The following is a 20,837-nucleotide window of genomic DNA, read 5'->3' on the forward strand; positions in this document are numbered from 1 at the left end:
CTCGGGGCACGTCTCTCCGATCGGTGCGAACGTCGTGTACTCGTCCCGGCGGACGTCGTACCGGCTCACCGACCGCACCCGCTCGCACCATGGCACGTGCAACCGCACCGGACCGTGAAGACGACGTCGCCGTACGACGTCGCCACCGGCCCGGGCCGGCACAAGCCGTGGACGTCGAGGCGGCACTCGGGGGTCTTGGGCGGCGGGGCGGCAGCGTTCCACGTACCCCACGTCCAGCGTGCAGGAAGCGCGCGCAGTTCTCGCGGCCCGGCTGCGCGAGCTGCGCCTGGACGCGGCCATCACCAGCAAGGAACTCGCGCGGCGGGCGGGCTGGTCCGTCGCCAAGTCCTCACGGGTCGAGAACGCCGTCACCGCCCCCTCGGACGCAGACATCCGGGCCTGGTGCGCGGCATGCGACGCTGACGGCCAAGCAGGCGATCTGATCGCCGCGAACCGCCAGGTCGACGCCATGTACCTGCAGTGGAAGCGGCTCCAGCGCACAGGGATGAAGCAGCTCGCGGAGACGTCGACGAAGCTGTACGAGCGCACCCGCCTGTTCCGCGTGTACGCCTCCCACGTCATGCCCGGCTACCTCCAGACACCCGGGTACGCGGCCGCGCTGATGGGCTCGATCGCCGGGTTCCGTGGCACCCCCGACGACGTCGCCGAGGCGGTCGAGGTCCGCATACGACGCGCCCGAGTCATCCATGAAGGCGACCACCGGTTCGCGACGCTCATAGAGGAGCACGTCCTCAACCACCGAGTCGGAGACAAGGACGTGATGGCCGGCCAGCTGGGCAACCTGCTCGCAGCCATGCCCCTGCCGTCCATGTCGCTGGGCGTCATCCCGGCCACGGCCATACGGGAGGGCGCCATGTGGCCGCTCGAGCAGTTCACGGTCTTCGACGACGTGCGGATCCACGTGGAACTGCTGGCAGCAAAGGTGACCATCACCGCTCCGGGCGAACTGGACATCTACCTCAGGGCGTTCGAGCGGCTGCGCCGCATGGCCGTATACGGAGCCGACGCACGCGCGCTGATTCTCCGGGCGATCGAGGCTCTGCGCTGACGCCGGATTCGGGCTGACGCGACCCGGGAGGGTGCGAAGCGGGAAGGCGGGAAATCCCGGAAGAAGAACGGGAGTAAGAACCGCTACCGCCCCAAACCCGACAGCTCACACTTTCGGGTGAGTTTGTGGCAGACCGACTGGTGGGCGGGGTACGGTGCCGCCAACTTGTAGTGCCCACAAAAGATTTCGGCCCCCGGCGGGACTGGCATCCCGGTCGAGGGCCTGATCATTCAGGAAGCGGACCTTCCCTATGACTGCGACGCAGTTTAGCGCCGCCGCGCCCTCGCGGGCGGGCGTGACGCACATTCGGCACCGGCACGACGAGAAGTTCACCGTCGTGGGGAACCATCTCGCACAACACCCCGAGCTCTCCGCCTGTGCGATTGGCATCGGCGTGTACATCCAGTCCCTGCCCGACGGCGCGCTCGTCGGCATCAAGGTGCTGACCGCACGCTTCCGCGAGGGCGCGCACCGGATCGCCGGTGCCCTGCGAGAACTGGAGACGGCCGGCTATCTGAAGCGGCAGGTCGTGCGGGGCGAGTCGGCCAAGCTCGTGACCCTGACCACCTGGTACGAGCATCCGCACCCGGTCGACCTGGTCAAACGTGCCCGGCCCGCCCGGCGGGAGCGATCCACCCCACCGCCGGAGCCTGAAGTACCTTCACTCACCCCGGAGTTGAAGCCCGCGGCTGCCCTTCTCGCCGGACTCCGCCAGGTCGAGCCTCGGCTGCTGCTCTCCGAGAGCGACGTGTGCCGCCTCGCTCCAGCCGTGCAGCTCTGGCTGGAGCGAGGCGTCGCGCCGCAGGCCGTGACACGGACCCTGGCGGGCGGGTTGCCTTCGGGGACGATCCGCTGGCCCGGGCGGCTGCTCGCCTTCCGGCTGCGCGAGTGGCTGCCGCCGGAGCTGCCGCCCGCGCCACCCGGGCCCGCCTCGCCCCTCCCCATGCAGTACTGCGAGGACTGCGACCTGGCCTTCCGCGCCGCCCTGGTGGACGACTGTCCAGGTTGCGCGCGGAAGTGACGCTCAGGAACTGTGCCCGGTGCGGTCAGCCCGCCGTGACCACGACGCCGCGGACCTCGGTGCCGTCCGCGAGCCGCCACGGCGCGGTGACGTGGGCGGCGGCCGTCTCCTCGTACGGGGAGGTCAGGCGGCGGGAGACCGTCAGATCCGCGAAGGTCGACTCCGGGGGCAGCGGCTCGCCCGCCCTGTGGACCGTCGGGTCCGGGGTGTCCGTCTCGCTCTGCGCCTGCGGCTGCGCCTCACCACGGAGGAGGGCCAGGAGCCGGTCCGCGAGGACCGGGTCGTGGACGCCGTCGTAGATCCAACGGGTGCCGAGGACACCGTGCTCGGACGTGCCGATGAGCGCGTCCGCCGCGGCCCCTTCCAGCGGTGCGCCGCGGTACGTCATGGGGACGAGGTACGCGACGGGCTCGGCCGCCGAGGCGTCGGTGACCACCATGAACTCGATGCCCACCTCGCCCTCGGGGTCGTCCAGCCGGAACCCGCCCGCCTTCGCCGGCTCGGGCGCACCGCCGGTGGCCTCGTACCAGGGGCGGGTGGGCAGCCACGCGGCAAGGAGTTCGAGTTTGGTGGGGGACATGGTGGTGCGGTGGATGATCGCCATGGGGTGATCGTAGGCAGTGATCAGACCGCGCGGACTCCCCTGCGCCAGACCTCCGTCACGAGCGGGACGCCGGGGCGGTAGGCGAGGTGGACGTGGGACGGGGCGTCGAGGACGGCGAAGTCCGCGTACGCGCCGGAGGTGAGCCGGCCGATGTCGGTGCGGCGCAGGGCGGCCGCGCCGCCGGCGGTGGCGGACCAGAGGGCCTCGTCCGGCGTCATCCCCATGTCGCGCACGGCGAGGGCGATACAGAAGGGGACGGAGGAGGTGAAGGACGAGCCGGGGTTGCAGTCGGTGGAGAGAGCGACGGTCACCCCGGCGTCCAGCAGGCGGCGGGCGTCGGGCCATTCGGCGCGGGTGGAGAACTCGGCGCCGGGGAGGAGGGTGGCGACCGTGTTGCCGCTCGCGAGGGCGTCTACGTCGGCGTCGGTGAGGTGCGTGCAGTGGTCGGCGCTGGCGGCGTCGAGCTCGACGGCGAGCTGGACGCCGGGGCCGTACGAGAGCTGGTTGGCGTGCACCCGCGGGTGCAGGCCCTTCGCCTTGCCGGCGGTGAGGATCGCGCGGGCCTGGTCGCCGTCGAACGCGCCCTTCTCGCAGAACACGTCGACCCAGCGGGCGTGCGGGGCGCAGGCGTCGAGCATCTCGCCGGTGACGAGGGCGACGTAGCCGGCGGGGTCGTCGGCGTAGTCGGGCGACACGATGTGCGCGCCGAGGTACGTGACCTCGTCCGTGTACGCCGCTGCGATGCGCAGGGCGCGGGCCTCGTCGAGGGTCGTGAGGCCGTACCCGGACTTGGTCTCGAAGGTGGTCGTGCCCTGGCGCAGGGCCTCGCTGAGATAGCGGGTGAGGTTGGCCTCGAGCTCGGCGTCGGAGGCGGCGCGGGTGGCGGCGACGGTGGTCCGGATGCCGCCGGCCGCGTACGGCTGCCCGGACATGCGGGCGTTGAACTCGGCGGTGCGGTCGCCGGCGAACAGCAGGTGCGAGTGGGAGTCGACGAACCCGGGGATGACGGCGCGGCCGCCGGCGTCCACGCGGTGGTCGGCGGCGGGCGCGTGGGTGGCCGCGCCGATCCAGACCACCCGCTCCCCCTCCACGACGAACGCGGCCCCCTCGACAAGCCCGAGGGGCCCGCTGCCGAGCGCGGGGTCGTTGGTGACGAGCCGTCCGATGTTGGTGACGAGCGTGGTGGTCATGTTCCCTCTCGGTGAGTGGATACGGGGGCGGTTGCCCGCCCCCGTCGTGCGCTCAGGCGCGGAGTGCCGTGATCGCCTGCGACAGGGCCGTCGCCGGGTTCGGGATGTGGGTGTGTTCGCCGGCGTGGACGATCACGCGGCCGCCGACCACCACGTCCGTGACGTCCGACGCCGTCGCCGCGAAGACCGCCGTCTCCGCGGCGAGCCGCGGCTCCGCGCCGACCGTGCGGATGGAGTCCAACCGCAGCGTCGTGAAGTCGGCGAGCGCGCCCGCCTCCAGGCGGCCCGCGTCCGGCCAGCCCAGCGCCGCGTGGCCGGTCTCCGTCGCGGCGCGCAGGAGCGACGCCGCCGTCCAGTGGCCCCTGGTCCGGGTGCGCAGGCGCTCGTTGAGCTCCATCGCGCGCGCCTCCTCCAGGAGGTCGATGACGGCGTGGCTGTCGCTGCCGAGCGACAGCGGCGAGCCCGCCCGCTGCAGCGCGACCGCCGGTCCGATGCCGTCGGCGAGGTCCCGTTCCGTCGTCGGGCACATGCACGTGCCCGTCGCGGACGAGCCGAGCAGCGTCACGTCGCCGTCCGTCAGGTGCGTGTTGTGGACGCCGGTCGTGCGCGCCCCCAGCACCCCGTGTTCGGCGAGGAGCTGCGTCGGCGTGCAGCCGTACGCCGCGAGGCAGGCCTCGTTCTCGGCGGTCTGCTCCGAGAGGTGGACGTGCAGCGGCGCCTCCCGCTCCCGCGCCCACTGCGCGACCGTCGCGAGCTGCGAAGCCGGGACCGCTCGTACGGAGTGGATCGCCGCGCCGATCCGGACGCCGGCCCGTTCCTTCAGGCCCGAGACCCGCTCCGCCCACGCGTCCGCCGTCCCGTCGGAGAACCGGACCTGGTGCGGCTCGGGAGCCGCGCCGAAGCCGGACGACAGGTACGCCGTGTCGAGGAGCGTGATGCGGATGCCCGCGTCGGCCGCCGCCGCGATCAGCGCTTCGCCCATGGCGTTGGGGTCGGCGTACGGCGTGCCGTCCGGCGCGTGGTGCACGTAGTGGAACTCGCCGACGGACGTGACGCCCGCCAGCGCCATCTCCGCGTACACGGCGCGCGCCAGCGCGTGGTACGTCTCCGGCGTCAGCCGGGACGCGACGCCGTACATGACCTCGCGCCACGTCCAGAACGTGCCGGAGCCGACCTGCACCGTGCCCCGCAGGGCCCGGTGGAAGGCGTGCGAGTGGGCGTTGGCCAGGCCGGGGATCGTGAAGCCGCGGAGCACGACCGCCCCCGCGGGGGGCGTCTCCCTGCGCCGGACGGCCTTGATCCGGTCCGCCTCGACCTCCAGCACCACTCCCGGCTCGACCGCGTCGCCGAGCCAGGCGTGCTCCAGCCAGTACGTCGTCGTCAGCGGCACGCGAGGCCCTCCAGTACGTCGGCGAGTGCGATGACCCCCGCCACGCAGTCGTCCTCGGCCGCGGACTCGGCCGGGGAGTGCGAGACGCCGGTGGGGTTGCGTACGAACAGCATGGCGGTCGGGACGGACGCCGACAGGATGCCGGCGTCGTGGCCCGCGCCCGTGCCGAGCACGGGGGCCTTCCCGCCGAGCAGCCGCACCAGCTCGTCGCGCAGGGCGTGCTCGAACTCGACCACCGGGGTGAAGGATTCACGGACGACGCTCAGGTCGATGCCGTGCTTCGCCGCCGTCTCCCGCGCCGCCGTCTCGATCCCGGCGATCACCGTGTCCAGCGCGCCCTGGTCGGCCGCCCGGGCGTCCAGCCAGCCGCGGACCAGGGACGGGATCGCGTTGACGCCGTTCGGCTCGACGGAGATCTTGCCGAAGGTGGCGACCGCGCCGGCGAGTTCCGCCTCGCGGCGGGCCGCGAGGACCGTCTCGGCGTACGTCAGCATCGGGTCGCGCCGGTCCACGAGCCGGGTCGTGCCCGCGTGGTTGGCCTCGCCGTGGAAGTCGTAGCGCCAGCGGCCGTGCGGCCAGATCGCGGAGGCGACGCCGACGGCGTCGCCGGACAGGTCGAGCGCCCGGCCCTGCTCGACGTGCAGTTCGACGAACGCGCCGATGCGGGAGAGGCGTTCGGTGTCCGGGCCGATGGCGTCGGGGTCGTAGCCCGCCGCCTCCATGGCCTGCGGCAGCGAGACGCCGTCGCCGTCGCGCAGCTCGTGCGCCTGCTCCTTCGTGAGCTGTCCGGACGCGAGCCGGGAGCCGACGCAGGCGAGGCCGAACCGGGCGCCCTCCTCGTCGCCGAAGTTGGTGATCGCGAAGGGGCGGGTGAACTGCACGCCGCGGGCGCGCAGTTCGTCGAGCGCCGCGAAGGACGAGACGACGCCCAGCGGGCCGTCGAAGGCGCCGCCGTCCGGTACGGAGTCCAGGTGGGAGCCGGTGACGACGGCGTCGCCGGCGGCGGGGTCGCCGAGCCAGGCCCACTGGTTGCCGTTCCGGTCGACCTCGTAGTTCAGTCGGCGCGCCTCGGCCTGCATGCGGAACCAGAGCCGGCAGTCGGCGTCCGCGTCGGTCCAGGCGTAGCGGCGGTAGCCGCCCGAGGCGGCGCTGCGGCCGATGGGCCGCAGCGACCGCCACATGGCGTGGAAGGTGTCGCTCACGCGGAGGCCTCGTCGCCGGAGCCCTCGCGCATCGGGACGCGGACGCCCTTCTCGTCGGCGACCCGCTCGGCGATGTCGTAGCCCGCGTCGACGTGCCGGATGACGCCCATGCCGGGGTCGTTGGTGAGCACGCGGCGGATCTTCTCGCCGGCGAGCTTGGTGCCGTCGGCGACGGAGACCTGGCCGGCGTGGATGGAGCGGCCCATGCCGACGCCGCCGCCATGGTGGATGGAGACCCAGGACGCGCCGGAGGCGACGTTGACCATGGCGTTGAGCAGCGGCCAGTCGGCGATGGCGTCGGAGCCGTCGAGCATGGCCTCGGTCTCGCGGTACGGGGAGGCCACCGAGCCGCAGTCGAGGTGGTCGCGGCCGATGGCGAGGGGCGCGGCGAGGGTGCCGTTGCCGACCATGTCGTTGAACATGTCGCCGGCCTTGTCGCGCTCGCCCTGGCCGAGCCAGCAGATGCGGGCGGGCAGGCCCTGGAAGTGGACGCGCTCGCCGGCCATCTTGATCCAGCGGTGCAGGGACTCGTTCTCCGGGAAGAGGTCGAGGATCGCCTTGTCCGTCTTGTGGATGTCGGACGCCTCGCCGGACAGCGCGGCCCAGCGGAACGGGCCCTTGCCCTCGCAGAAGAGGGGACGGATGTACGCCGGGACGAAGCCGGGGAAGGCGAACGCGCGGTCGTAGCCGGCCAGCTGGGCCTCGCCGCGGATGGAGTTGCCGTAGTCGAAGACCTCGGCGCCGGCGTCCATGAAGCCGACCATGGCCTCGACGTGCTTGGCCATGGACTCGCGCGACCGCTGGGTGAAGCCGGCCGGGTCCTTCGCGGCGGCGTCGGCCATGTCCTCGAAGGCGACGCCGATCGGGAGGTACGACAGCGGGTCGTGGGCCGAGGTCTGGTCGGTGACGATGTCGATCGGCGCGCCCTCGGCGAGCATCTGCGGAAGCAGCTCGGCGGCATTGCCGAGGAGACCGATGGAGAGCGGACGGCGGGCGTCGCGCGCCTCGACCGCGAGCTGGAGGGCGTGGGCCGGGTTGTCGGCCTTGACGTCCAGGTAGCGGTGCTCGATGCGGCGCTCGATGGCGCGCGGGTCGACGTCGATGCAGATGGCGACGCCGTCGTTCATGGTGACGGCGAGCGGCTGGGCGCCGCCCATGCCGCCGAGGCCGGCGGTGAGGGTGATGGTGCCGGCGAGGGTCCCGTTGAACTTCTTGGCGGCGACGGCGGCGAAGGTCTCGTAGGTGCCCTGGAGGATGCCCTGGGTGCCGATGTAGATCCAGGAGCCGGCCGTCATCTGGCCGTACATGGTCAGGCCGAGCTGCTCCAGGCGGCGGAACTCCTCCCAGTTGGCCCAGTCGCCGACCAGGTTGGAGTTGGCGATGAGGACGCGCGGGGCCCACTCGTGGGTCTGCATGACGCCGACCGGGCGGCCGGACTGGACGAGCATCGTCTCGTCCTGCTTCAGCGTCCGCAGCGTGCGGACCATGGCGTCGAAGGAGCGCCAGTCGCGGGCCGCCTTGCCGGTGCCGCCGTAGACGACGAGCTTGTCGGGGTGCTCGGCGACCTCGGGGTCGAGGTTGTTCTGCAGCATCCGCAGCGCGGCTTCCTGCTGCCATCCCAGGGCGCTGAGCTCGGTGCCGCGCGGGGCACGTACGGGGCGGGGTCCTGACATGGCGTGAGCCTCCTCGGTGGCGGACCTGAATGAACTGGCGTATTCACATCTTGGACTGCTGAATAAATGTAGTCAACACCTGCGGAACTCCTGCGGCGGCGCGTCGCCCGGTGATGGGATGGAGCCATGGCTTCCTCACGTCGCGATCCGGCCGTCCGCGCCGCCGTCGAACAGGGACTGCTCACCGCCGACGAGCCCGTCGTCGCCCTGCTCGACACCGACGGCATCCGGGCCTCCGCCGCCGCACTGCGGGACGCCTTCGCCGCCGTGGCCCCGGACGTCCGCTTCCTCCACGCCTTCGCCGTCAAGGCCTGCCCGCTCGTGCCCGTCCTGCGCCTGCTCCACGACGCGGGGCTCGGCGCCGAGGTGGCGAGCCCCGGCGAGCTGGCCCTGGCCCGCGCGGCCGGCGTCCCCGCCCCCCGTACCGTCCTCGACTCCCCCGCCAAGACCGAACGCGAGCTGCGCGAGGCGCTGACCCTGGGCATCGCGCTGAACGCCGACAACCACCAGGAGCTGGCCCGGCTCGACGCGCTCGTCGCCCGGACGGCGCGCTTCCCGCGCGTCGGCCTGCGGGTGAACCCCCAGCTCGGCGCGGGCGCCATCGGCGCGCTGTCCACCGCCGTCCCCACCTCGAAGTTCGGCGTCGCCCTGCGCGACCCCGGAGCCCGCGACGAGATCGTCCGGGCGTACCTCGACCGGCCCTGGCTCACCCGGCTGCACGTGCACAGCGGCTCGCAGGGCGTGCCGCTCGCCCTGATGGCCGAGGGCGTCGCGGAGCTGTACGCGCTGGCCGAGGAGATCAACGCGAAGGCCGGCCGGACCCAGGTCGACACCCTCGACATCGGCGGCGGCCTGCCGGTGAACTTCGCCTCCGACGAGGACACCCCCACCCACGCCGAGTACGCCCGGCTGCTCGCCGAGCGGGTCCCCGGCCTCTTCGGCGGCCGCTACGCCCTGGTCACCGAGTACGGCCGCTCGCTGCTCGCCCGGCACGGCACGGTCCTGACCCGCGTCGAGTACGCCAAGACCTCCGGCGGCCGCCCGGTGGCCGTCACCCACGCGGGCGTACAGCTGGCCACCCGCACGGTGTACGCCCCCGAGACGTACCCGCTGCGGCTCGCCGCGTACGACGCCGAGGGCCGGCCCCGCACCGGGCCCGACGTCGTCCAGGACGTGGCCGGACCGGCCTGCTTCGCCGGCGACCTGCTGGCCGCGGCCCGGCCGCTGCCGCGCCTCGCGCCGGGGGACGTCGTGGCGGTCCTGGACACCGGGGCGTACTGCTTCTCCAGCCACTACGGCTACAACAGCCTGCCCCGGCCGGCCGTGCACGGCTTCACCCGCACGGCGGACGGCCTCCGGTTCACGCCCGTCCGCCGTGCGCAGACCCTCGCCGAGCTGGTGGCCGAGTCGGGCGGCGCCGACCCGGACGCGCCGCCGGGCTGAGGGTGTTTCCATGAAGACATGGCTGCGAGCAGAACCGTCGTCGTCGAGCGGCGGATCCAGGCGCCCCCGGGCCTGGTCTGGGAAGCGATCACCGACCTGCCGGAGATGGCACAGGTGCTCAGCGGGGTCGAGCGGATCGAGGTGCTGACCGAGGGCGGCTTCGCCGTGGGCACCCGCTGGCGGGAGACCCGGCGGATGCTGGGCAAGGAGGCCACCGAGGTGATGACGGTGACCGAGTGCGTGCCGCCGGAGCGGTACGTGACGGTCGCCGACTCGCACGGCATGCACTACGAGTCCGAGTTCGAGCTGATGAAGGGGGACGCGGCGGCCACCTGGACCACGGCCGTGATGCGATTCACCGCCACCCCCACCGCCGGCGGACCCATGGGCCTGCTGTCCCGGCTGATCGGCGGGCTCGGCGTCAAGGCGGTGAGCCGGGCGCTCGCCAAGGACCTGGACGAGATGGCGCGGGCCGTCGAACGACGCGGCTGACGCCGCAGCCCGCCCATCCAACCATCCTTCCGGCATGTTCCGATGGAAAATGCCGGAACTCCCCTCCGGTCACTGCACGTTGAGTAACGTCCTGGTTACTGCCGAACATTCGCACGCCGTGCCGGGAGGGGAACCAGCGTGCCCGGAATCGACGAGTGCCTGCTCGAGGCCATGGCCTTACCAGGTGCGCGCGGGGCTTCCTTGGTCGACTGGACCAGCGGGCTCGCGCTGGGCACGGCCGGCGAGTCGCCGGTCGGCGACCACGAGACCACCGCGGCCGAGACCGCCGAACTCGCCCGCGCGGCCGCGGAGTACGAGTCCTTCGCGACCGACCCCCCGGGCGCCGCAGGCGCCTCGGACGCCGCTGACTCACCAAAGGGGCTGCCCGTCGAGGACCTGATCCTCACCACCCGCACCGGCTACCACGTACTCCGGTTCGTGGAGACCTCCTTCGACAGCAGCGTCTTCCTGCACCTGTGGCTGGACGGCGCCGAGGGCAACCTGGCCCTGGCCCGGATCCGGCTGCGCGACCTCGCGGAACGGCTGGTCCTGGGATGACCGTCTCCCCGATGCTCGTCCGGCTCGCCGCCGAGCGGGCCACCGGCGCCCTGCTGCGCGACCACGGCACGCTCTACCTCGTCGACGGCCGCGTCGTGCACGCCGAGAGCCCGGCCGCGCCCGGCCTGGACGTCCTGCTCACGGCCGGCGGGCGACTGCCCCGCGAGGGCTGGGAGGAGGCCGTGAACCGGGCCGGGGCGCGCCACGAGGTCGGCCGGTTCCTGGTCGACAGCGGCCGGCTCCGCGACGGCGAACTGGAGATATGCCACCTCGGCGCGGTCTTCGACGCCGCGTTCTTCGCCCTCGCCCCGGCCAGCGGGCCGACCCGCTTCCGGTACGGGGTGGCGCACTGGTTCGGCCAGCTGCGGCCGGTCTCCGCCGCGGCCGTGGAGCGCGAGACCGAACGCCGCCGCGAACTGCTCGACAACGTCTGGCCGTACCCGGCCGTCGACAGCGCCCCCGTACGGCCGCGCGCCGACGAGGCCGCACGGACCCTGGGCACGCGCCGGCGCGCCCTGCTGGCCGCCGCCGACGGCCGGCGCACCCCCGCCGACCTGGCACGGCTGCTCGGCCGGCCCGCCTTCCACACCCTGCTCGACGTCCGGCGGCTGGCCGCCGCCGGGCTCGTGACCACCCCGCTCGACCCCGTGCCCGAAGCGCCGGCCCCGCTGCCCTCCTGGGTGGGCGAGGTCGCCGACGACCCCGACATCGCCCTGCTGCGCCGGCTCCGTGACGCCCTGGAGGCAAGTCTGTGATGAGGCGTGCCCTGCGCCTGCGCGCCGAGAGGAGACTGCTGATGACCGCAGAAGCCGAGGTGCTCGGCGAGCTCAGACGGCTGCGGGCACGGCTCCCCCAGCTGACCGGCGCGCTCGCCGCCAGCGCCGACGGCCTCGTCCTCGCCCAGGACACCGTCGACGGCGAGGCGGAGAGCGTGGCCGCGCTGACCGCGGCGGCCCTCGGCGTCGGACAGCGGCTGGCCGACGCCACCGGCCAGGGCGGCTTCCGCGAACTGCTGGTCCGCGGCGAGCACGGCTACGTGGCGACGTACGCGGCGGGCGGCGCCGCCGTCCTGACCCTCATCGCCGAACCCCGGATCAACGTGGGCCGGCTCCATCTGGAGGCCCGGCGCTCCAGCGCCCGGATAGGCGAGCTGGTCGACGGGGCGCTGGAACGCAGAGAACCGAACTGACGCAGAGATCCGAACCGAACCGACTGCTCCACACCGATTCACCCGACGACACCGAGAAGGAAAGAACCATGGCGAACACCGAGACCTCCCTCAAGGAAGCCGCCTCGATCGAGGGCGCCGTCGGCGCCGCCCTCGTCGACTACACCAGCGGCATGGCCCTGGGCACGATCGGCGGTGGCAAGGACCTCGACCTGAACATGGCCGCGGCCGGCAACACGGACGTGGTCCGCGCCAAGGTGCGGACGATGGAGATGCTGGGCCTCAAGGACGAGATCGAGGACATCCTGATCACCCTGGGCGGCCAGTACCACCTGATCCGGCTGCTCAAGGGCCGCCAGTCCAACGGCCTGTTCCTCTACCTCGCGTTGGACAAGGGCCGGGCCAACCTGGCAATGGCCCGGCACCAGTTGTCGAAGATCGGGGCCGAGCTGGACGTGTAGCCGACTAGTCGACGAACAGGCCCCGGGCCGCGGCCTTCGCGTCGAACTGCTCCAGGCGGGCCTGGGCGTCCGGCAGTTCGTCGGCCATCGCCTCCAGGAGCACCCGGCCGAGCAGCATCGGCGCACAGGCCGTGTCGAAGGCGAGGCCGGTGCCGACGGCGGCCGGGATCAGCAGGTCGCTGTGCGCGGCGACCGGGGCGAACGCCGACTCGGCGACCGTCACCACGGTCAGCCCGGCGCCCCTGGCGTACTCCAGGGCCTCGACGACCTCCCGGGGGTGGCGGGGCAGCGCGAAGCAGAGCAGCGCCGTGGCCCCGGCGCGTACGGCCGCGTCGATCCGGTCGGTGAGCATCGAGCCGCCCTCGTCGAGCAGCCGGACGTCGGGGTGGACCTTGCCGGCGAAGTACGCGAAGCCGCGGGCCTGCGAGGAGGCGGCCCGCAGCCCGAGCACGGGCAGCGGCCGGGAGGCGGCGAGCAGCCGGCCGGCCCGCTCCACGGGGGCGGGGTCGGCGAGCAGTCCGGCGAGGTGCCGCAGGTTCTCGATCTCCGCGAGCACGGCCTGCTGGTACTCGTTGTGCTCGCTGCCCCCGTCGGCGGCCCGGGGCTGCTCGGGCGGGGCGACCTCGCGCAGGTGCCGGCGGAGCGCCGGGTAGCCGTCGAAGCCGAGGGCGACGGCGAAGCGGGTCACCGAGGGCTGGCTGACGCCGGCCAGCTCGGCCAGCTCGACGCTGGAGAGGAAGGGGACGTCGGCGGCGCGGCGCACCATGCAGTGCGCGATCCGCCGCTGGGTCGGCGTGAGCCGGTGCCCCTCGAAGAGCGTCTGCAGCCGTCCGGCCGGGCTGTCGCTCATACCGCGCCGTCCCCCTTCGTCCCCACATCGACTATTCACTCATCCAGAACTCTGCATGAGGATATGCAGCCGAGCAAGGCGAGGCCCCGGGGGCCGGAGCTCACGGGGAAGGCGGTTGGCGCGGGGACCGCCGCACCCCCATGACTGGGGGGCGGGACGACGGCGGTCCCCGCGGGGGACACGGGCCCGGGTCAGGGCCGGTCTCCGCGTCCGCGGCGTGCAGGGAGGTCCGGGAGCCGCTCCGGAGGTCCGTGACGCCGACAGGAACGACTCTGCCGGACGCGTGTTAAGCGGGTGCTGCGGGTACGTGTCCGGCCCGTACCGTTTGCGCGAACCGCAGCACGCCGCCCGTCACGCCACGCCGTGCTGCGTTACTTCGCGCCGTCGTTGGCCAGGAAGGCCAGCAGGTCCTGGCGGCTGACGACGCCGGTGGGCTTGCCCTCGACCAGCACGATCGCCGCGTCCGCCGCGCCCAGCACGGACATCAGGTCGGCGACCGGCTCGCCGGAGCCGACCTGCGGCAGCGGCGCGCTCATGTGCTGCTCCAGGGCGTCCTCCAGGGAGGCCTTCTTCGTGAACAGGTGGTCGAGCAGCTCGCGCTCCACGACCGAGCCGACGACCTCGGCGGCCATCACGTCGGGGTGGCCGGCGCCCGGCTTCACGATCGGCATCTGCGAGACGCCGTACTCGCGCAGCACCTCGATGGCCTGGCCGACGGTCTCGTCCGGGTGCATGTGCACCAGCGACGGCAGCCCGCCGGACTTGTGGCGCAGCACGTCGGCGACGGTGGCGGAGGTGGTGTCCTCCAGGAAGCCGTAGTCGGCCATCCACTCGTCGTTGAAGATCTTCGACAGGTAGCCGCGGCCGGAGTCCGGCAGCAGCACGACCACGACGTCGTCCGGGCCGAGCTCCTTGGCGACCTCGAGCGCCGCCACGACCGCCATGCCGCAGGAGCCGCCGACCAGCAGGCCCTCCTCCTTGGCGAGGCGGCGGGTCATCTGGAAGGAGTCCTTGTCGGACACCGGGACGATCGCGTCGGCGACGTTCCGGTCGTAGGCCGTGGGCCAGAAGTCCTCGCCGACGCCCTCGACCAGGTACGGGCGGCCGGAGCCGCCGGAGTACACGGAGCCCTCCGGGTCGGCGCCGATCACCTTCACCGAGCCGCCGGAGACCTCCTTGAGGTAGTTGCCGGTGCCGGAGATGGTGCCGCCGGTGCCGACGCCCGCGACGAAGTGGGTGATCTTCCCGTCCGTCTGCTCCCAGAGCTCGGGGCCGGTGGTCTCGTAGTGGGACCGGGGGTTGTTCGCGTTGGAGTACTGGTCCGGCTTCCACGCGCCCTCGGTCTCACGCACGAGGCGGTCCGACACGTTGTAGTACGAGTCGGGGTGCTCGGGGTCGACGGCGGTCGGGCAGACCACCACCTCGGCACCGTAGGCGCGCAGCACGTTGATCTTGTCCGTGGACACCTTGTCAGGGCAGACGAAGATGCACTTGTAGCCCTTCTGCTGGGCCACGATGGCGAGGCCGACGCCGGTGTTGCCCGACGTGGGCTCGACGATCGTGCCGCCGGGCTTGAGCTCGCCGCTCGCCTCGGCCGCTTCGATCATGCGCAGGGCGATGCGGTCCTTGACCGAGCCGCCGGGGTTGAAGTACTCGACCTTGGCCAGAACGGTCGCCGAAATGCCCTCTGTGACACTGTTGAGCTTCACCAGCGGGGTGTTGCCGACGAGGCTGATCATCGAGTCGTGGAATTGCACCGTAATCTCCGGGGTCTCCGTAGTGATGCAGCCAGCGTATGCGTAGTCGGAGCACGTTACGGGGCAGTTACTCCCTGAACGGCTTGAAGGAGGTGGCTGCCCGGATGTCCAGGGCGAGGGTGGCGCGCCGGATCGCGGCGGGCGCGGCGTACGGCGGAGGCGGGATCGGGCTGCTCGGGGTGGCCACGGTGGGTGTGCTGCTGGCCGAGGTGCAACTGGCCCGGCGGTCGGTGGGCGGGGGCGTGGCGCCGCTGGCCCCGACGGCGGACGGCCGCTACGGGCGGTCGTTCGAGCAGCCGGCGAGCGGGGAGGAGCCGCTGCGGCTGGCCCTTCTGGGTGATTCGACGGCCGCGGGGCAGGGGGTGCGCCGGGCGGGTCAGACGCCGGGGGCGCTGCTGGCCTCGGGGCTCGCGGCGGTCGCGGAGCGGCCGGTGGACCTGCGGAACGTGGCACTGCCGGGGGCGCGCTCGGACGATCTGGACCGGCAGGTGGCGCTGCTGATGTCGGCGGCCGGCGGGCCTCCGGACGTGTGCGTGATCATGATCGGCGCGAACGACGTGACGCACCGGATGCCGGCGACGGAGTCGGTGCGGCATCTGGCGGCGGCGGTGCGGCGACTGCGAACCGCGGGCGCGGAGGTGGTGGTCGGCACCTGCCCGGATCTGGGGACGATCGAGCCGGTGTACCAGCCGCTGCGCTGGCTCGCCCGGCGGGCCTCGCGGCAGCTGGCGGCGGCGCAGACGATCGTGGTGGTGGAACAGGGCGGGCGGACGGTGTCGCTGGGCGATCTGCTGGGCCCGGAGTTCGCGGCGAACCCGCGGGAGATGTTCGGGGTGGACAACTTCCACCCCTCCGCGGAGGGGTACGCGACGGCCGCGATGGCGATACTGCCCACAGTCTGCGCGTCCCTGGGCGTCTGGCCGGAGGGGGAGCGCCTGGAGGTCGACCGCCGCGAGGGCATGCTCCCGGTCGCCAAGGCGGCGGCGGAGGCGGCCGCGGAGGCCGGCACGGAGGTCACCGGCGCGCGGGCCCCGTGGGCCCTGCTCAAGCACCGCCGCCGCAGGCGGGTGGCCGCTCCGGTGGAAACACCGGCGCCCACGGACAGCCCGGCGCCATAGCGGGAACAAAAGCTCCTGAGCGAGCGCTTAGAAAAGAGGTCTGTGTCACACCTTCCCGGCGGTGACCCGTGCCGTACGTACAGGTAGCTTCGCTAGCAGTCTCCCGTCGTCGCCACACCCTCATGGAGCCGTGATGCCCGAAGCCGTCATCGTCTCGACCGCCCGCTCCCCGATCGGCCGGGCCTTCAAGGGCTCCCTGAAGGACCTGCGGCCGGACGACCTGACCGCCACGATCATCCAGGCCGCGCTGGCCAAGGTCCCCGAGCTCGACCCGCGCGACATCGACGACCTGATGCTCGGCTGCGGTCTGCCCGGCGGCGAGCAGGGCAACAACCTGGGCCGCATCGTGGCCGTGCAGATGGGCATGGACCACCTGCCGGGCTGCACGATCACCCGCTACTGCTCGTCCTCCCTGCAGACCTCCCGCATGGCGCTGCACGCCATCAAGGCCGGCGAGGGCGACGTCTTCATCTCCGCCGGCGTCGAGATGGTGTCCCGCTTCACGAAGGGCAACTCCGACTCCCTGCCGGACACGCACAACCCGCTGTTCGCCGAGGCCGAGGCCCGCACCGCGGCCGTCGCCGCCTCCGAGGGCTCCACCTGGCACGACCCGCGCGAGGACGGCCTCGTCCCGGACGCGTACATGGCCATGGGCCAGACCGCCGAGAACCTGGCCCGCTGGAAGGGCATCAGCCGCCGCGAGCTGGACGAGTTCGGCGTCCGCTCGCAGAACCTCGCCGAGCAGGCCATCAAGAACGGCTTCTGGGAGCGCGAGATCACCCCGGTGACGCTCCCGGACGGCACCGTGGTCTCCACGGACGACGGCCCGCGCGCCGGCGTCACCCTGGAGGGCGTGGAGGGCCTGAAGCCGGTCTTCCGCCCCGACGGCCTGGTCACCGCCGGCAACTGCTGCCCGCTCAACGACGGCGCCGCCGCGCTGGTGATCATGTCCGACACGAAGGCCCGCGAGCTCGGTCTGACCCCGCTGGCCCGGATCGTCTCCACCGGCGTCTCCGGCCTCTCCCCCGAGATCATGGGCCTCGGCCCGGTCGAGGCGTCCAAGCAGGCGCTTCAGCGCGCCGGCCTGACCGTCGACGACATCGACCTGTTCGAGATCAACGAGGCCTTCGCCGCCCAGGTGATCCCCTCGTACCAGGAGCTCGGCATCCCGCTGGACAAGCTGAACGTCAACGGCGGCGCGATCGCCGTCGGCCACCCCTTCGGCATGACCGGCGCCCGCCTCACCGGCACCCTGATCAACGGCCTGCAGTTCCACGACAAGCAGTTCGGCCTGGAGACCATGTGCGTCGGCGGCGGCCAGGGCATGGCCATGGTCATCGAGCGCCTGAGCTGACCCGACCCGGGCTGACCTGCGGCGCGCCTCTCCCGGCGCGCCCCGGCTAACCACCCCGCGTCCAAGCCGTGACCGAATCTCCCCCAGGATGTGACCTACGTCCCGGGGGAGAGTCATATCCCCAGGTCACAGGTGGTTCGGGACTAAACACCAGGCATAAATACCTGTCCATTTCGTGACGTAATGCACTGACAGGGGGTCCCACCCCGGGACAAGCTGATGTAGGAAGTCGGGGGATCGACTCGGAACGGGAGTACGTCAGTGAGCGCCATGTCTCTTGCCCTGCTGGTGACCACGGCCGCCGCCACGGTGGTGGGCGCCGCTGCCCTGCACGCCGCCCACGGTCTCCGCAAGCAGGTCACCGCCCTGCGCGGCGAGCTCGCCGGCGCCCAGGGAGCCACCGTCCCGCACGCCCGGCAGACGCCCGCCCTGGAGATACGGGCCGCGGTCGCCGAAGCCCTGGCCGAGGAGCGCGAGCGCGAGCTCGCCGAGGCGCGGGCCTTCTGGGCCGCGCAGGAGGCGCGGGACGCCGCGGACGCCCCGTCCGTGCTCGGCGGCCTGGCCGGCCCCGGCGAGGACGGCGGCCCCTACTACGTGCCGCGTCAGGCCGACTTCGCGGGCCTGGAGGCGCTCGGCCTGGAGGCCATGGAGCTGGAGGCCGCCGCTCTGGAGGCCGCGTCCCTGGAGGCCGCGTCCCTGGACGGCACGGCGCTGGACGGCGCCGCCCTGGAGGCCGCCGCCCTGGAGGAGGTCCTGGACGACATTCCGGAGCTCACCGAGTACGCCGAGGACTCCCCCGAACTCGCCGCGGCCCGCCGCCGGCACCCCTCGCACCCCGACTTCGTCCCGGTCCGCACCCCCGTGGTCACCGACCACGAGCGCACCGTGGCCCGCCTGGAGGAGCTCGCCGACGACCGCACGGCGCTCACCGACGTGCGCCCCGGCCCGCTCGGCACCCTCGACGTGTACGTGTTCGCCGACGGCACCACGCTCTGCATGACCCCGGGCCACCGGGAGACCGCGGAGCGGCTCGCCGAGGCGCTGCGCCAGGGCAAGAGCCCGGTCCTGCTCGGCGGCTCGGGCGTCTCCGGCGCCTACGCGCTGACGTTCGCCTGCGGCGACGCCGAGGACGACGAGAGCGTCTACATCCTCGCGGACCGCGTGATCGCGTCCCTCTGACGTCCCTCCGGAGACAGCGGGCGCGCGGCTACAGCCCGGACCGCGCCTGAGCCTCCCGCACTTCCCGCACGGCCTCGTCCAGTTCCCCCTCGGGGACGCCGGACGGGGCCGTCCGCAGAATCTCCGCCAAATCGTTCCCGGCGACCACAAGTTGGTCCGCGACGGCGAACACGCCCGCGTCCGGCATGGTCCGCGGCTCGGTCCCGGGCTCCTCCAGGCGCTGCGCGCGCCGGGACAACTCCCTGGCCAGGGCCAGTCCCTCGGCGGCCGCGCCGCGCTGCAGCCGGCTCTGCGGGGCGGCCCGCAGCCGGTCCGCGAAGCGCTCCACCGCGGTGCTCAGCTCCTCCATCTCAGCCATGCCACGACCCTAGTGGCCCGCCGGGGACTGTTGCCAACGGGCGAACGCTCAGGCACGGTGACGTGAAGGAGCAACGGCAACATGCGTCCGGAGGCGCCGATGTCCCATGTCTTCTCCGAAGAGACCCACCGCAATCTGCTCGCCCGCATCCCCCACTGCACCGGTCGTGAAGTGGCCGACTGGCTGCGCACCGTGGAGGAAGGCCCTTCCCTCGTCCGCTTCGAGGAGAAGGTGAGCTGGCTCCGCGGCGAACACGACCTCGCGTACGGACACGCGAAGGCGATCATCCACGAGTACGACCTCCGCCGAGCCGCCCGCCGGCTGCTCTGAGCGACAACGGCCGAAGGGCCCGCCCGGCAGAAGCCGGACGGGCCCTTCGCACAAGCCGGGGACATGCCCCGGCGCGGCCAGCTAGTCGTCGCCGCCGGAGAAGATCGCGGCGAGGCGCAGCATCTCCAGGTAGATCCAGACCAGCGACATGGTCAGACCGAAGGCGGCCAGCCAGGACTCCTCGCGCGGAGCCCCGTAGGCGACGCCGTCCTCGATCTGCTTGAAGTCGAGGGTGAGGAAGAAGCAGCCGATGAGGATGGCCAGGATGCCGACGATCGCGCCCAGCGGGCCGAAGCTCCGCAGGCCGCCGTCGTCGACCGCGCCGAAGACGCTGAGCAGCAGGTTGACCGCCATCACGACGACGAACGCGATCGCGATGGTCATGCCGATGCGGGCGTAGCGGGCGGTGACCCGGATCCAGCGCTGCTTGTACATGAACAGCGTGGCGCCGGAGACCGCCATGGTGCCGAGCACGGCCTGGAAGGGCGCGCCGGACCAGCGGGCGTTGAACATCTCGCTGATCACGCCGAGGAAGACGCCCTCGAACGCGGCGTAGCCGATGATCAGCGCGGGCACCGGGGTCCGCTTGAACGACTGGACGATCGCGAGCACGAAGGCCACCAGGGCGGCGCCCACGGCCAGCGCGTAGCTGGTCGGCGAGACCGGCAGCAGCGTCCAGGCGAGGACCGCGCCGACGACGACGGTGCCGAGCGTGATGGCCGTGCGCGCGACGACGTCGTCCATCGTCATGGCGCCCGTGCGGACCGGCGCGGGGGCGCCGTGCTGCGTGTCCTGCGGGGCGTACGGGTTGGTGGCGTACGGGTTGCCGGCGCCCTGGGCGTACGGGTTGGCCGCGCCCTGCGCGTACGGGTTCGTCCCGACGGCGGGGCCCCCGGCCTGCTGCTGCTGCGCGTTGAAGCCCGCGTAGCCGTTGTCGCGGCTGAACCCCCGTCGCGAGAAGACCGGGTTGCTGCTCCTCATCTCACTCCTCCATGGCCGCACTGCGCGGCCTTGCGTCAAGAGTAATGCGGAAGCAAAAGAATCTCGCTAGTGCTCGGGGAGGAGATTTCCCGGCCGGGGCAAGGGCATCGGGGTGAGTGTCGGGGGCCCGTCCGGGGGCCTCTCCGGGGGCATCCTCGGACGTATCGGGAGGAAGTGCCCGGAACCGGACTCGAACCGGTACGGCCCGAAGGCCAGCGAGGTTTAAGCTCGCCGTGTCTGCATTCCACCATCCGGGCGTGACGCGCGGTGTCCGCGTGCGCACACGAGACTATCGGGACGCTTCCCTCGTTCAGCGGAACACTGACCCGATGTTGTCTTATTTTATTGACGTCTGAGGGTGCGTCAGTGCAGGTCGGGGGCCTTCCGGCAAAGTGTGACGGGGCTCGCAGGCGCAAAGTTGTACACGCGGGAATGACGAAAAGTCGTCGCCCGGTGACGCATTCCCCCTCGGGGTACCGGCCCGCCCGGCGGGCTCGGGGTCGCCGTCATACCTCAGGATGAGGAAGCGGGGAGCCGGTCCGACTCGAGACGGCCCCGGGAACGGGCACGTGGACGGACGACCGCCGGACCGGCGGCCGAGACGATGGAACGGTTCCGCAAACGCCCGTTCCGACAGGA

The 20,837-nt window shown here is 72.6% G+C and carries 21 protein-coding genes and 1 tRNA gene; 12 read left to right on the forward strand and 10 right to left on the reverse strand.

Translation table 11 applies throughout. The features are described from left to right. Positions 1-238: 238 nt before the first annotated feature. Together ACGFMM_RS06800 and ACGFMM_RS06805 are read left to right on the forward strand one after the other, a co-directional pair. Entirely contained in the window at positions 239-1,069 is an 831-nt protein-coding gene (locus ACGFMM_RS06800; RefSeq protein ID WP_393643821.1) for a helix-turn-helix domain-containing protein, read from the forward strand. A 250-nt stretch (positions 1,070-1,319) separates the two neighbouring features. Then, positions 1,320-2,090 carry a helix-turn-helix domain-containing protein gene (locus ACGFMM_RS06805; RefSeq protein ID WP_393643823.1) on the forward strand — a complete coding sequence of 257 codons (771 nt, stop codon included), beginning with the start codon at positions 1,320-1,322 and terminating at the stop codon, positions 2,088-2,090. Positions 2,091-2,115: 25 nt separating this feature from the next. Here ACGFMM_RS06805 and ACGFMM_RS06810 read toward each other — a convergent pair whose 3' ends face one another. From ACGFMM_RS06810 to hutU, 5 genes are read right to left on the reverse strand one after another with little or no spacing between them, the layout of a single operon-like run. Further along, positions 2,116-2,694 (reverse strand): 1,4-alpha-glucan branching protein, encoded by a 579-nt coding sequence (locus ACGFMM_RS06810; protein WP_393643824.1) that lies wholly within the window; start codon positions 2,692-2,694, stop codon positions 2,116-2,118. A gap of 20 nt (positions 2,695-2,714) precedes the next feature. Next, positions 2,715-3,884 (reverse strand): imidazolonepropionase, encoded by a 1,170-nt coding sequence (hutI, locus tag ACGFMM_RS06815; RefSeq protein ID WP_393643826.1) that lies wholly within the window; start codon positions 3,882-3,884, stop codon positions 2,715-2,717. Positions 3,885-3,936: 52 nt separating this feature from the next. Further along, positions 3,937-5,274 (reverse strand): formimidoylglutamate deiminase, encoded by a 1,338-nt coding sequence (locus ACGFMM_RS06820; protein ID WP_393643828.1) that lies wholly within the window; start codon positions 5,272-5,274, stop codon positions 3,937-3,939. After that, on the reverse strand, positions 5,265-6,455 hold the full coding sequence (locus ACGFMM_RS06825) for an allantoate amidohydrolase (protein ID WP_393644691.1): 1,191 nt from the start codon (positions 6,453-6,455) through the stop codon (positions 5,265-5,267). The genes ACGFMM_RS06820 and ACGFMM_RS06825 overlap by 10 nt, the downstream gene beginning before the upstream one ends. Positions 6,456-6,472: 17 nt before the next feature. Continuing rightward, on the reverse strand, positions 6,473-8,149 hold the full coding sequence (hutU, locus tag ACGFMM_RS06830; protein ID WP_393643830.1) for a urocanate hydratase: 1,677 nt from the start codon (positions 8,147-8,149) through the stop codon (positions 6,473-6,475). A gap of 126 nt (positions 8,150-8,275) precedes the next feature. On the opposite strand from hutU, the gene ACGFMM_RS06835 reads away from it, so the two are divergent. The 6 genes from ACGFMM_RS06835 (at position 8,276) to ACGFMM_RS06860 (ending at position 12,271) form a co-directional block, all read left to right on the forward strand. After that, entirely contained in the window at positions 8,276-9,592 is a 1,317-nt protein-coding gene (locus ACGFMM_RS06835; RefSeq protein ID WP_393643831.1) for a diaminopimelate decarboxylase, read from the forward strand. Between the two features lie 18 nt (positions 9,593-9,610). Continuing rightward, positions 9,611-10,084 carry an SRPBCC family protein gene (locus ACGFMM_RS06840; protein ID WP_393643833.1) on the forward strand — a complete coding sequence of 158 codons (474 nt, stop codon included), beginning with the start codon at positions 9,611-9,613 and terminating at the stop codon, positions 10,082-10,084. A 138-nt stretch (positions 10,085-10,222) separates the two neighbouring features. Further along, the gene (locus ACGFMM_RS06845) at positions 10,223-10,642 is read left to right on the forward strand and encodes a hypothetical protein (protein ID WP_393643835.1); all 420 of its coding nucleotides are present in this window, start codon (positions 10,223-10,225) and stop codon (positions 10,640-10,642) included. After that, a complete protein-coding gene (locus tag ACGFMM_RS06850) occupies positions 10,639-11,397 on the forward strand; it encodes a transcriptional regulator (protein ID WP_393643837.1) in 759 nt (252 codons plus the stop codon). Before ACGFMM_RS06845 ends, ACGFMM_RS06850 begins: the two co-directional genes overlap by 4 nt. A 41-nt stretch (positions 11,398-11,438) precedes the next feature. Then, entirely contained in the window at positions 11,439-11,831 is a 393-nt protein-coding gene (locus ACGFMM_RS06855) for a roadblock/LC7 domain-containing protein (protein ID WP_393643838.1), read from the forward strand. 68 nt (positions 11,832-11,899) lie between these two features. After that, complete coding sequence (locus tag ACGFMM_RS06860; protein ID WP_393643839.1) at positions 11,900-12,271, forward strand: hypothetical protein; 372 nt, start codon at positions 11,900-11,902, stop codon at positions 12,269-12,271. Between the two features lie 4 nt (positions 12,272-12,275). Here ACGFMM_RS06860 and ACGFMM_RS06865 read toward each other — a convergent pair whose 3' ends face one another. Together ACGFMM_RS06865 and ACGFMM_RS06870 are read right to left on the reverse strand one after the other, a co-directional pair. Then, on the reverse strand, positions 12,276-13,121 hold the full coding sequence (locus ACGFMM_RS06865) for a MurR/RpiR family transcriptional regulator (RefSeq protein WP_393643841.1): 846 nt from the start codon (positions 13,119-13,121) through the stop codon (positions 12,276-12,278). 371 nt (positions 13,122-13,492) lie between these two features. Then, entirely contained in the window at positions 13,493-14,878 is a 1,386-nt protein-coding gene (locus ACGFMM_RS06870; protein WP_393643843.1) for a cystathionine beta-synthase, read from the reverse strand. Between the two features lie 104 nt (positions 14,879-14,982). On the opposite strand from ACGFMM_RS06870, the gene ACGFMM_RS06875 reads away from it, so the two are divergent. From ACGFMM_RS06875 to ACGFMM_RS06885, 3 genes are all read left to right on the forward strand, one after another. Then, on the forward strand, positions 14,983-15,996 hold the full coding sequence (locus ACGFMM_RS06875; protein ID WP_393643845.1) for an SGNH/GDSL hydrolase family protein: 1,014 nt from the start codon (positions 14,983-14,985) through the stop codon (positions 15,994-15,996). Between the two features lie 133 nt (positions 15,997-16,129). Then, positions 16,130-17,350, forward strand: coding sequence for an acetyl-CoA C-acetyltransferase (locus tag ACGFMM_RS06880; protein ID WP_393643846.1), 1,221 nt, complete (start codon positions 16,130-16,132; stop codon positions 17,348-17,350). A gap of 270 nt (positions 17,351-17,620) precedes the next feature. Then, the gene (locus ACGFMM_RS06885) at positions 17,621-18,529 is read left to right on the forward strand and encodes a hypothetical protein (RefSeq protein WP_393644693.1); all 909 of its coding nucleotides are present in this window, start codon (positions 17,621-17,623) and stop codon (positions 18,527-18,529) included. A 28-nt stretch (positions 18,530-18,557) separates the two neighbouring features. Here ACGFMM_RS06885 and ACGFMM_RS06890 read toward each other — a convergent pair whose 3' ends face one another. Continuing rightward, positions 18,558-18,887, reverse strand: a complete 330-nt coding sequence (locus ACGFMM_RS06890) for a hypothetical protein (RefSeq protein ID WP_393643848.1) — start codon at positions 18,885-18,887, stop codon at positions 18,558-18,560. Positions 18,888-18,986: 99 nt separating this feature from the next. Between ACGFMM_RS06890 and ACGFMM_RS06895 the strand changes: the two genes are divergently transcribed. Further along, positions 18,987-19,217 carry a DUF4287 domain-containing protein gene (locus tag ACGFMM_RS06895; RefSeq protein WP_318106436.1) on the forward strand — a complete coding sequence of 77 codons (231 nt, stop codon included), beginning with the start codon at positions 18,987-18,989 and terminating at the stop codon, positions 19,215-19,217. Between the two features lie 81 nt (positions 19,218-19,298). On the opposite strand, the gene ACGFMM_RS06900 is transcribed toward ACGFMM_RS06895, so the two are convergent. After that, on the reverse strand, positions 19,299-20,198 hold the full coding sequence (locus ACGFMM_RS06900) for a Bax inhibitor-1/YccA family protein (protein ID WP_393643850.1): 900 nt from the start codon (positions 20,196-20,198) through the stop codon (positions 19,299-19,301). A gap of 175 nt (positions 20,199-20,373) precedes the next feature. After that, positions 20,374-20,455 (reverse strand) — tRNA-Leu (locus ACGFMM_RS06905). Between the last annotated feature and the right edge of the window lie 382 nt (positions 20,456-20,837).

The organism is Streptomyces sp. NPDC048604, assembly GCF_043199435.1.
In the GTDB taxonomy this organism is placed as follows: Bacteria; Actinomycetota; Actinomycetes; order Streptomycetales; family Streptomycetaceae; genus Streptomyces.

Coding starts and splice junctions, on each gene's coding strand:
- ACGFMM_RS06840 (WP_393643833.1), top strand. CDS start 9,611: ATGGCTGCGAGCAGAACCGTCGTCGTCGAGCGGCGGATCCAGGCGCCC.
- ACGFMM_RS06885 (WP_393644693.1), top strand. CDS start 17,621: ATGTCTCTTGCCCTGCTGGTGACCACGGCCGCCGCCACGGTGGTGGGC.
- ACGFMM_RS06880 (WP_393643846.1), top strand. CDS start 16,130: ATGCCCGAAGCCGTCATCGTCTCGACCGCCCGCTCCCCGATCGGCCGG.
- hutI (WP_393643826.1), bottom strand. CDS start 3,884: ATGACCACCACGCTCGTCACCAACATCGGACGGCTCGTCACCAACGAC.
- ACGFMM_RS06890 (WP_393643848.1), bottom strand. CDS start 18,887: ATGGCTGAGATGGAGGAGCTGAGCACCGCGGTGGAGCGCTTCGCGGAC.
- ACGFMM_RS06860 (WP_393643839.1), top strand. CDS start 11,900: ATGGCGAACACCGAGACCTCCCTCAAGGAAGCCGCCTCGATCGAGGGC.
- hutU (WP_393643830.1), bottom strand. CDS start 8,149: ATGTCAGGACCCCGCCCCGTACGTGCCCCGCGCGGCACCGAGCTCAGC.
- ACGFMM_RS06900 (WP_393643850.1), bottom strand. CDS start 20,198: ATGAGGAGCAGCAACCCGGTCTTCTCGCGACGGGGGTTCAGCCGCGAC.
- ACGFMM_RS06855 (WP_393643838.1), top strand. CDS start 11,439: ATGACCGCAGAAGCCGAGGTGCTCGGCGAGCTCAGACGGCTGCGGGCA.
- ACGFMM_RS06835 (WP_393643831.1), top strand. CDS start 8,276: ATGGCTTCCTCACGTCGCGATCCGGCCGTCCGCGCCGCCGTCGAACAG.
- ACGFMM_RS06895 (WP_318106436.1), top strand. CDS start 18,987: ATGTCCCATGTCTTCTCCGAAGAGACCCACCGCAATCTGCTCGCCCGC.
- ACGFMM_RS06850 (WP_393643837.1), top strand. CDS start 10,639: ATGACCGTCTCCCCGATGCTCGTCCGGCTCGCCGCCGAGCGGGCCACC.
- ACGFMM_RS06810 (WP_393643824.1), bottom strand. CDS start 2,694: ATGGCGATCATCCACCGCACCACCATGTCCCCCACCAAACTCGAACTC.
- ACGFMM_RS06805 (WP_393643823.1), top strand. CDS start 1,320: ATGACTGCGACGCAGTTTAGCGCCGCCGCGCCCTCGCGGGCGGGCGTG.
- ACGFMM_RS06825 (WP_393644691.1), bottom strand. CDS start 6,455: ATGTGGCGGTCGCTGCGGCCCATCGGCCGCAGCGCCGCCTCGGGCGGC.
- ACGFMM_RS06865 (WP_393643841.1), bottom strand. CDS start 13,121: ATGAGCGACAGCCCGGCCGGACGGCTGCAGACGCTCTTCGAGGGGCAC.
- ACGFMM_RS06875 (WP_393643845.1), top strand. CDS start 14,983: ATGTCCAGGGCGAGGGTGGCGCGCCGGATCGCGGCGGGCGCGGCGTAC.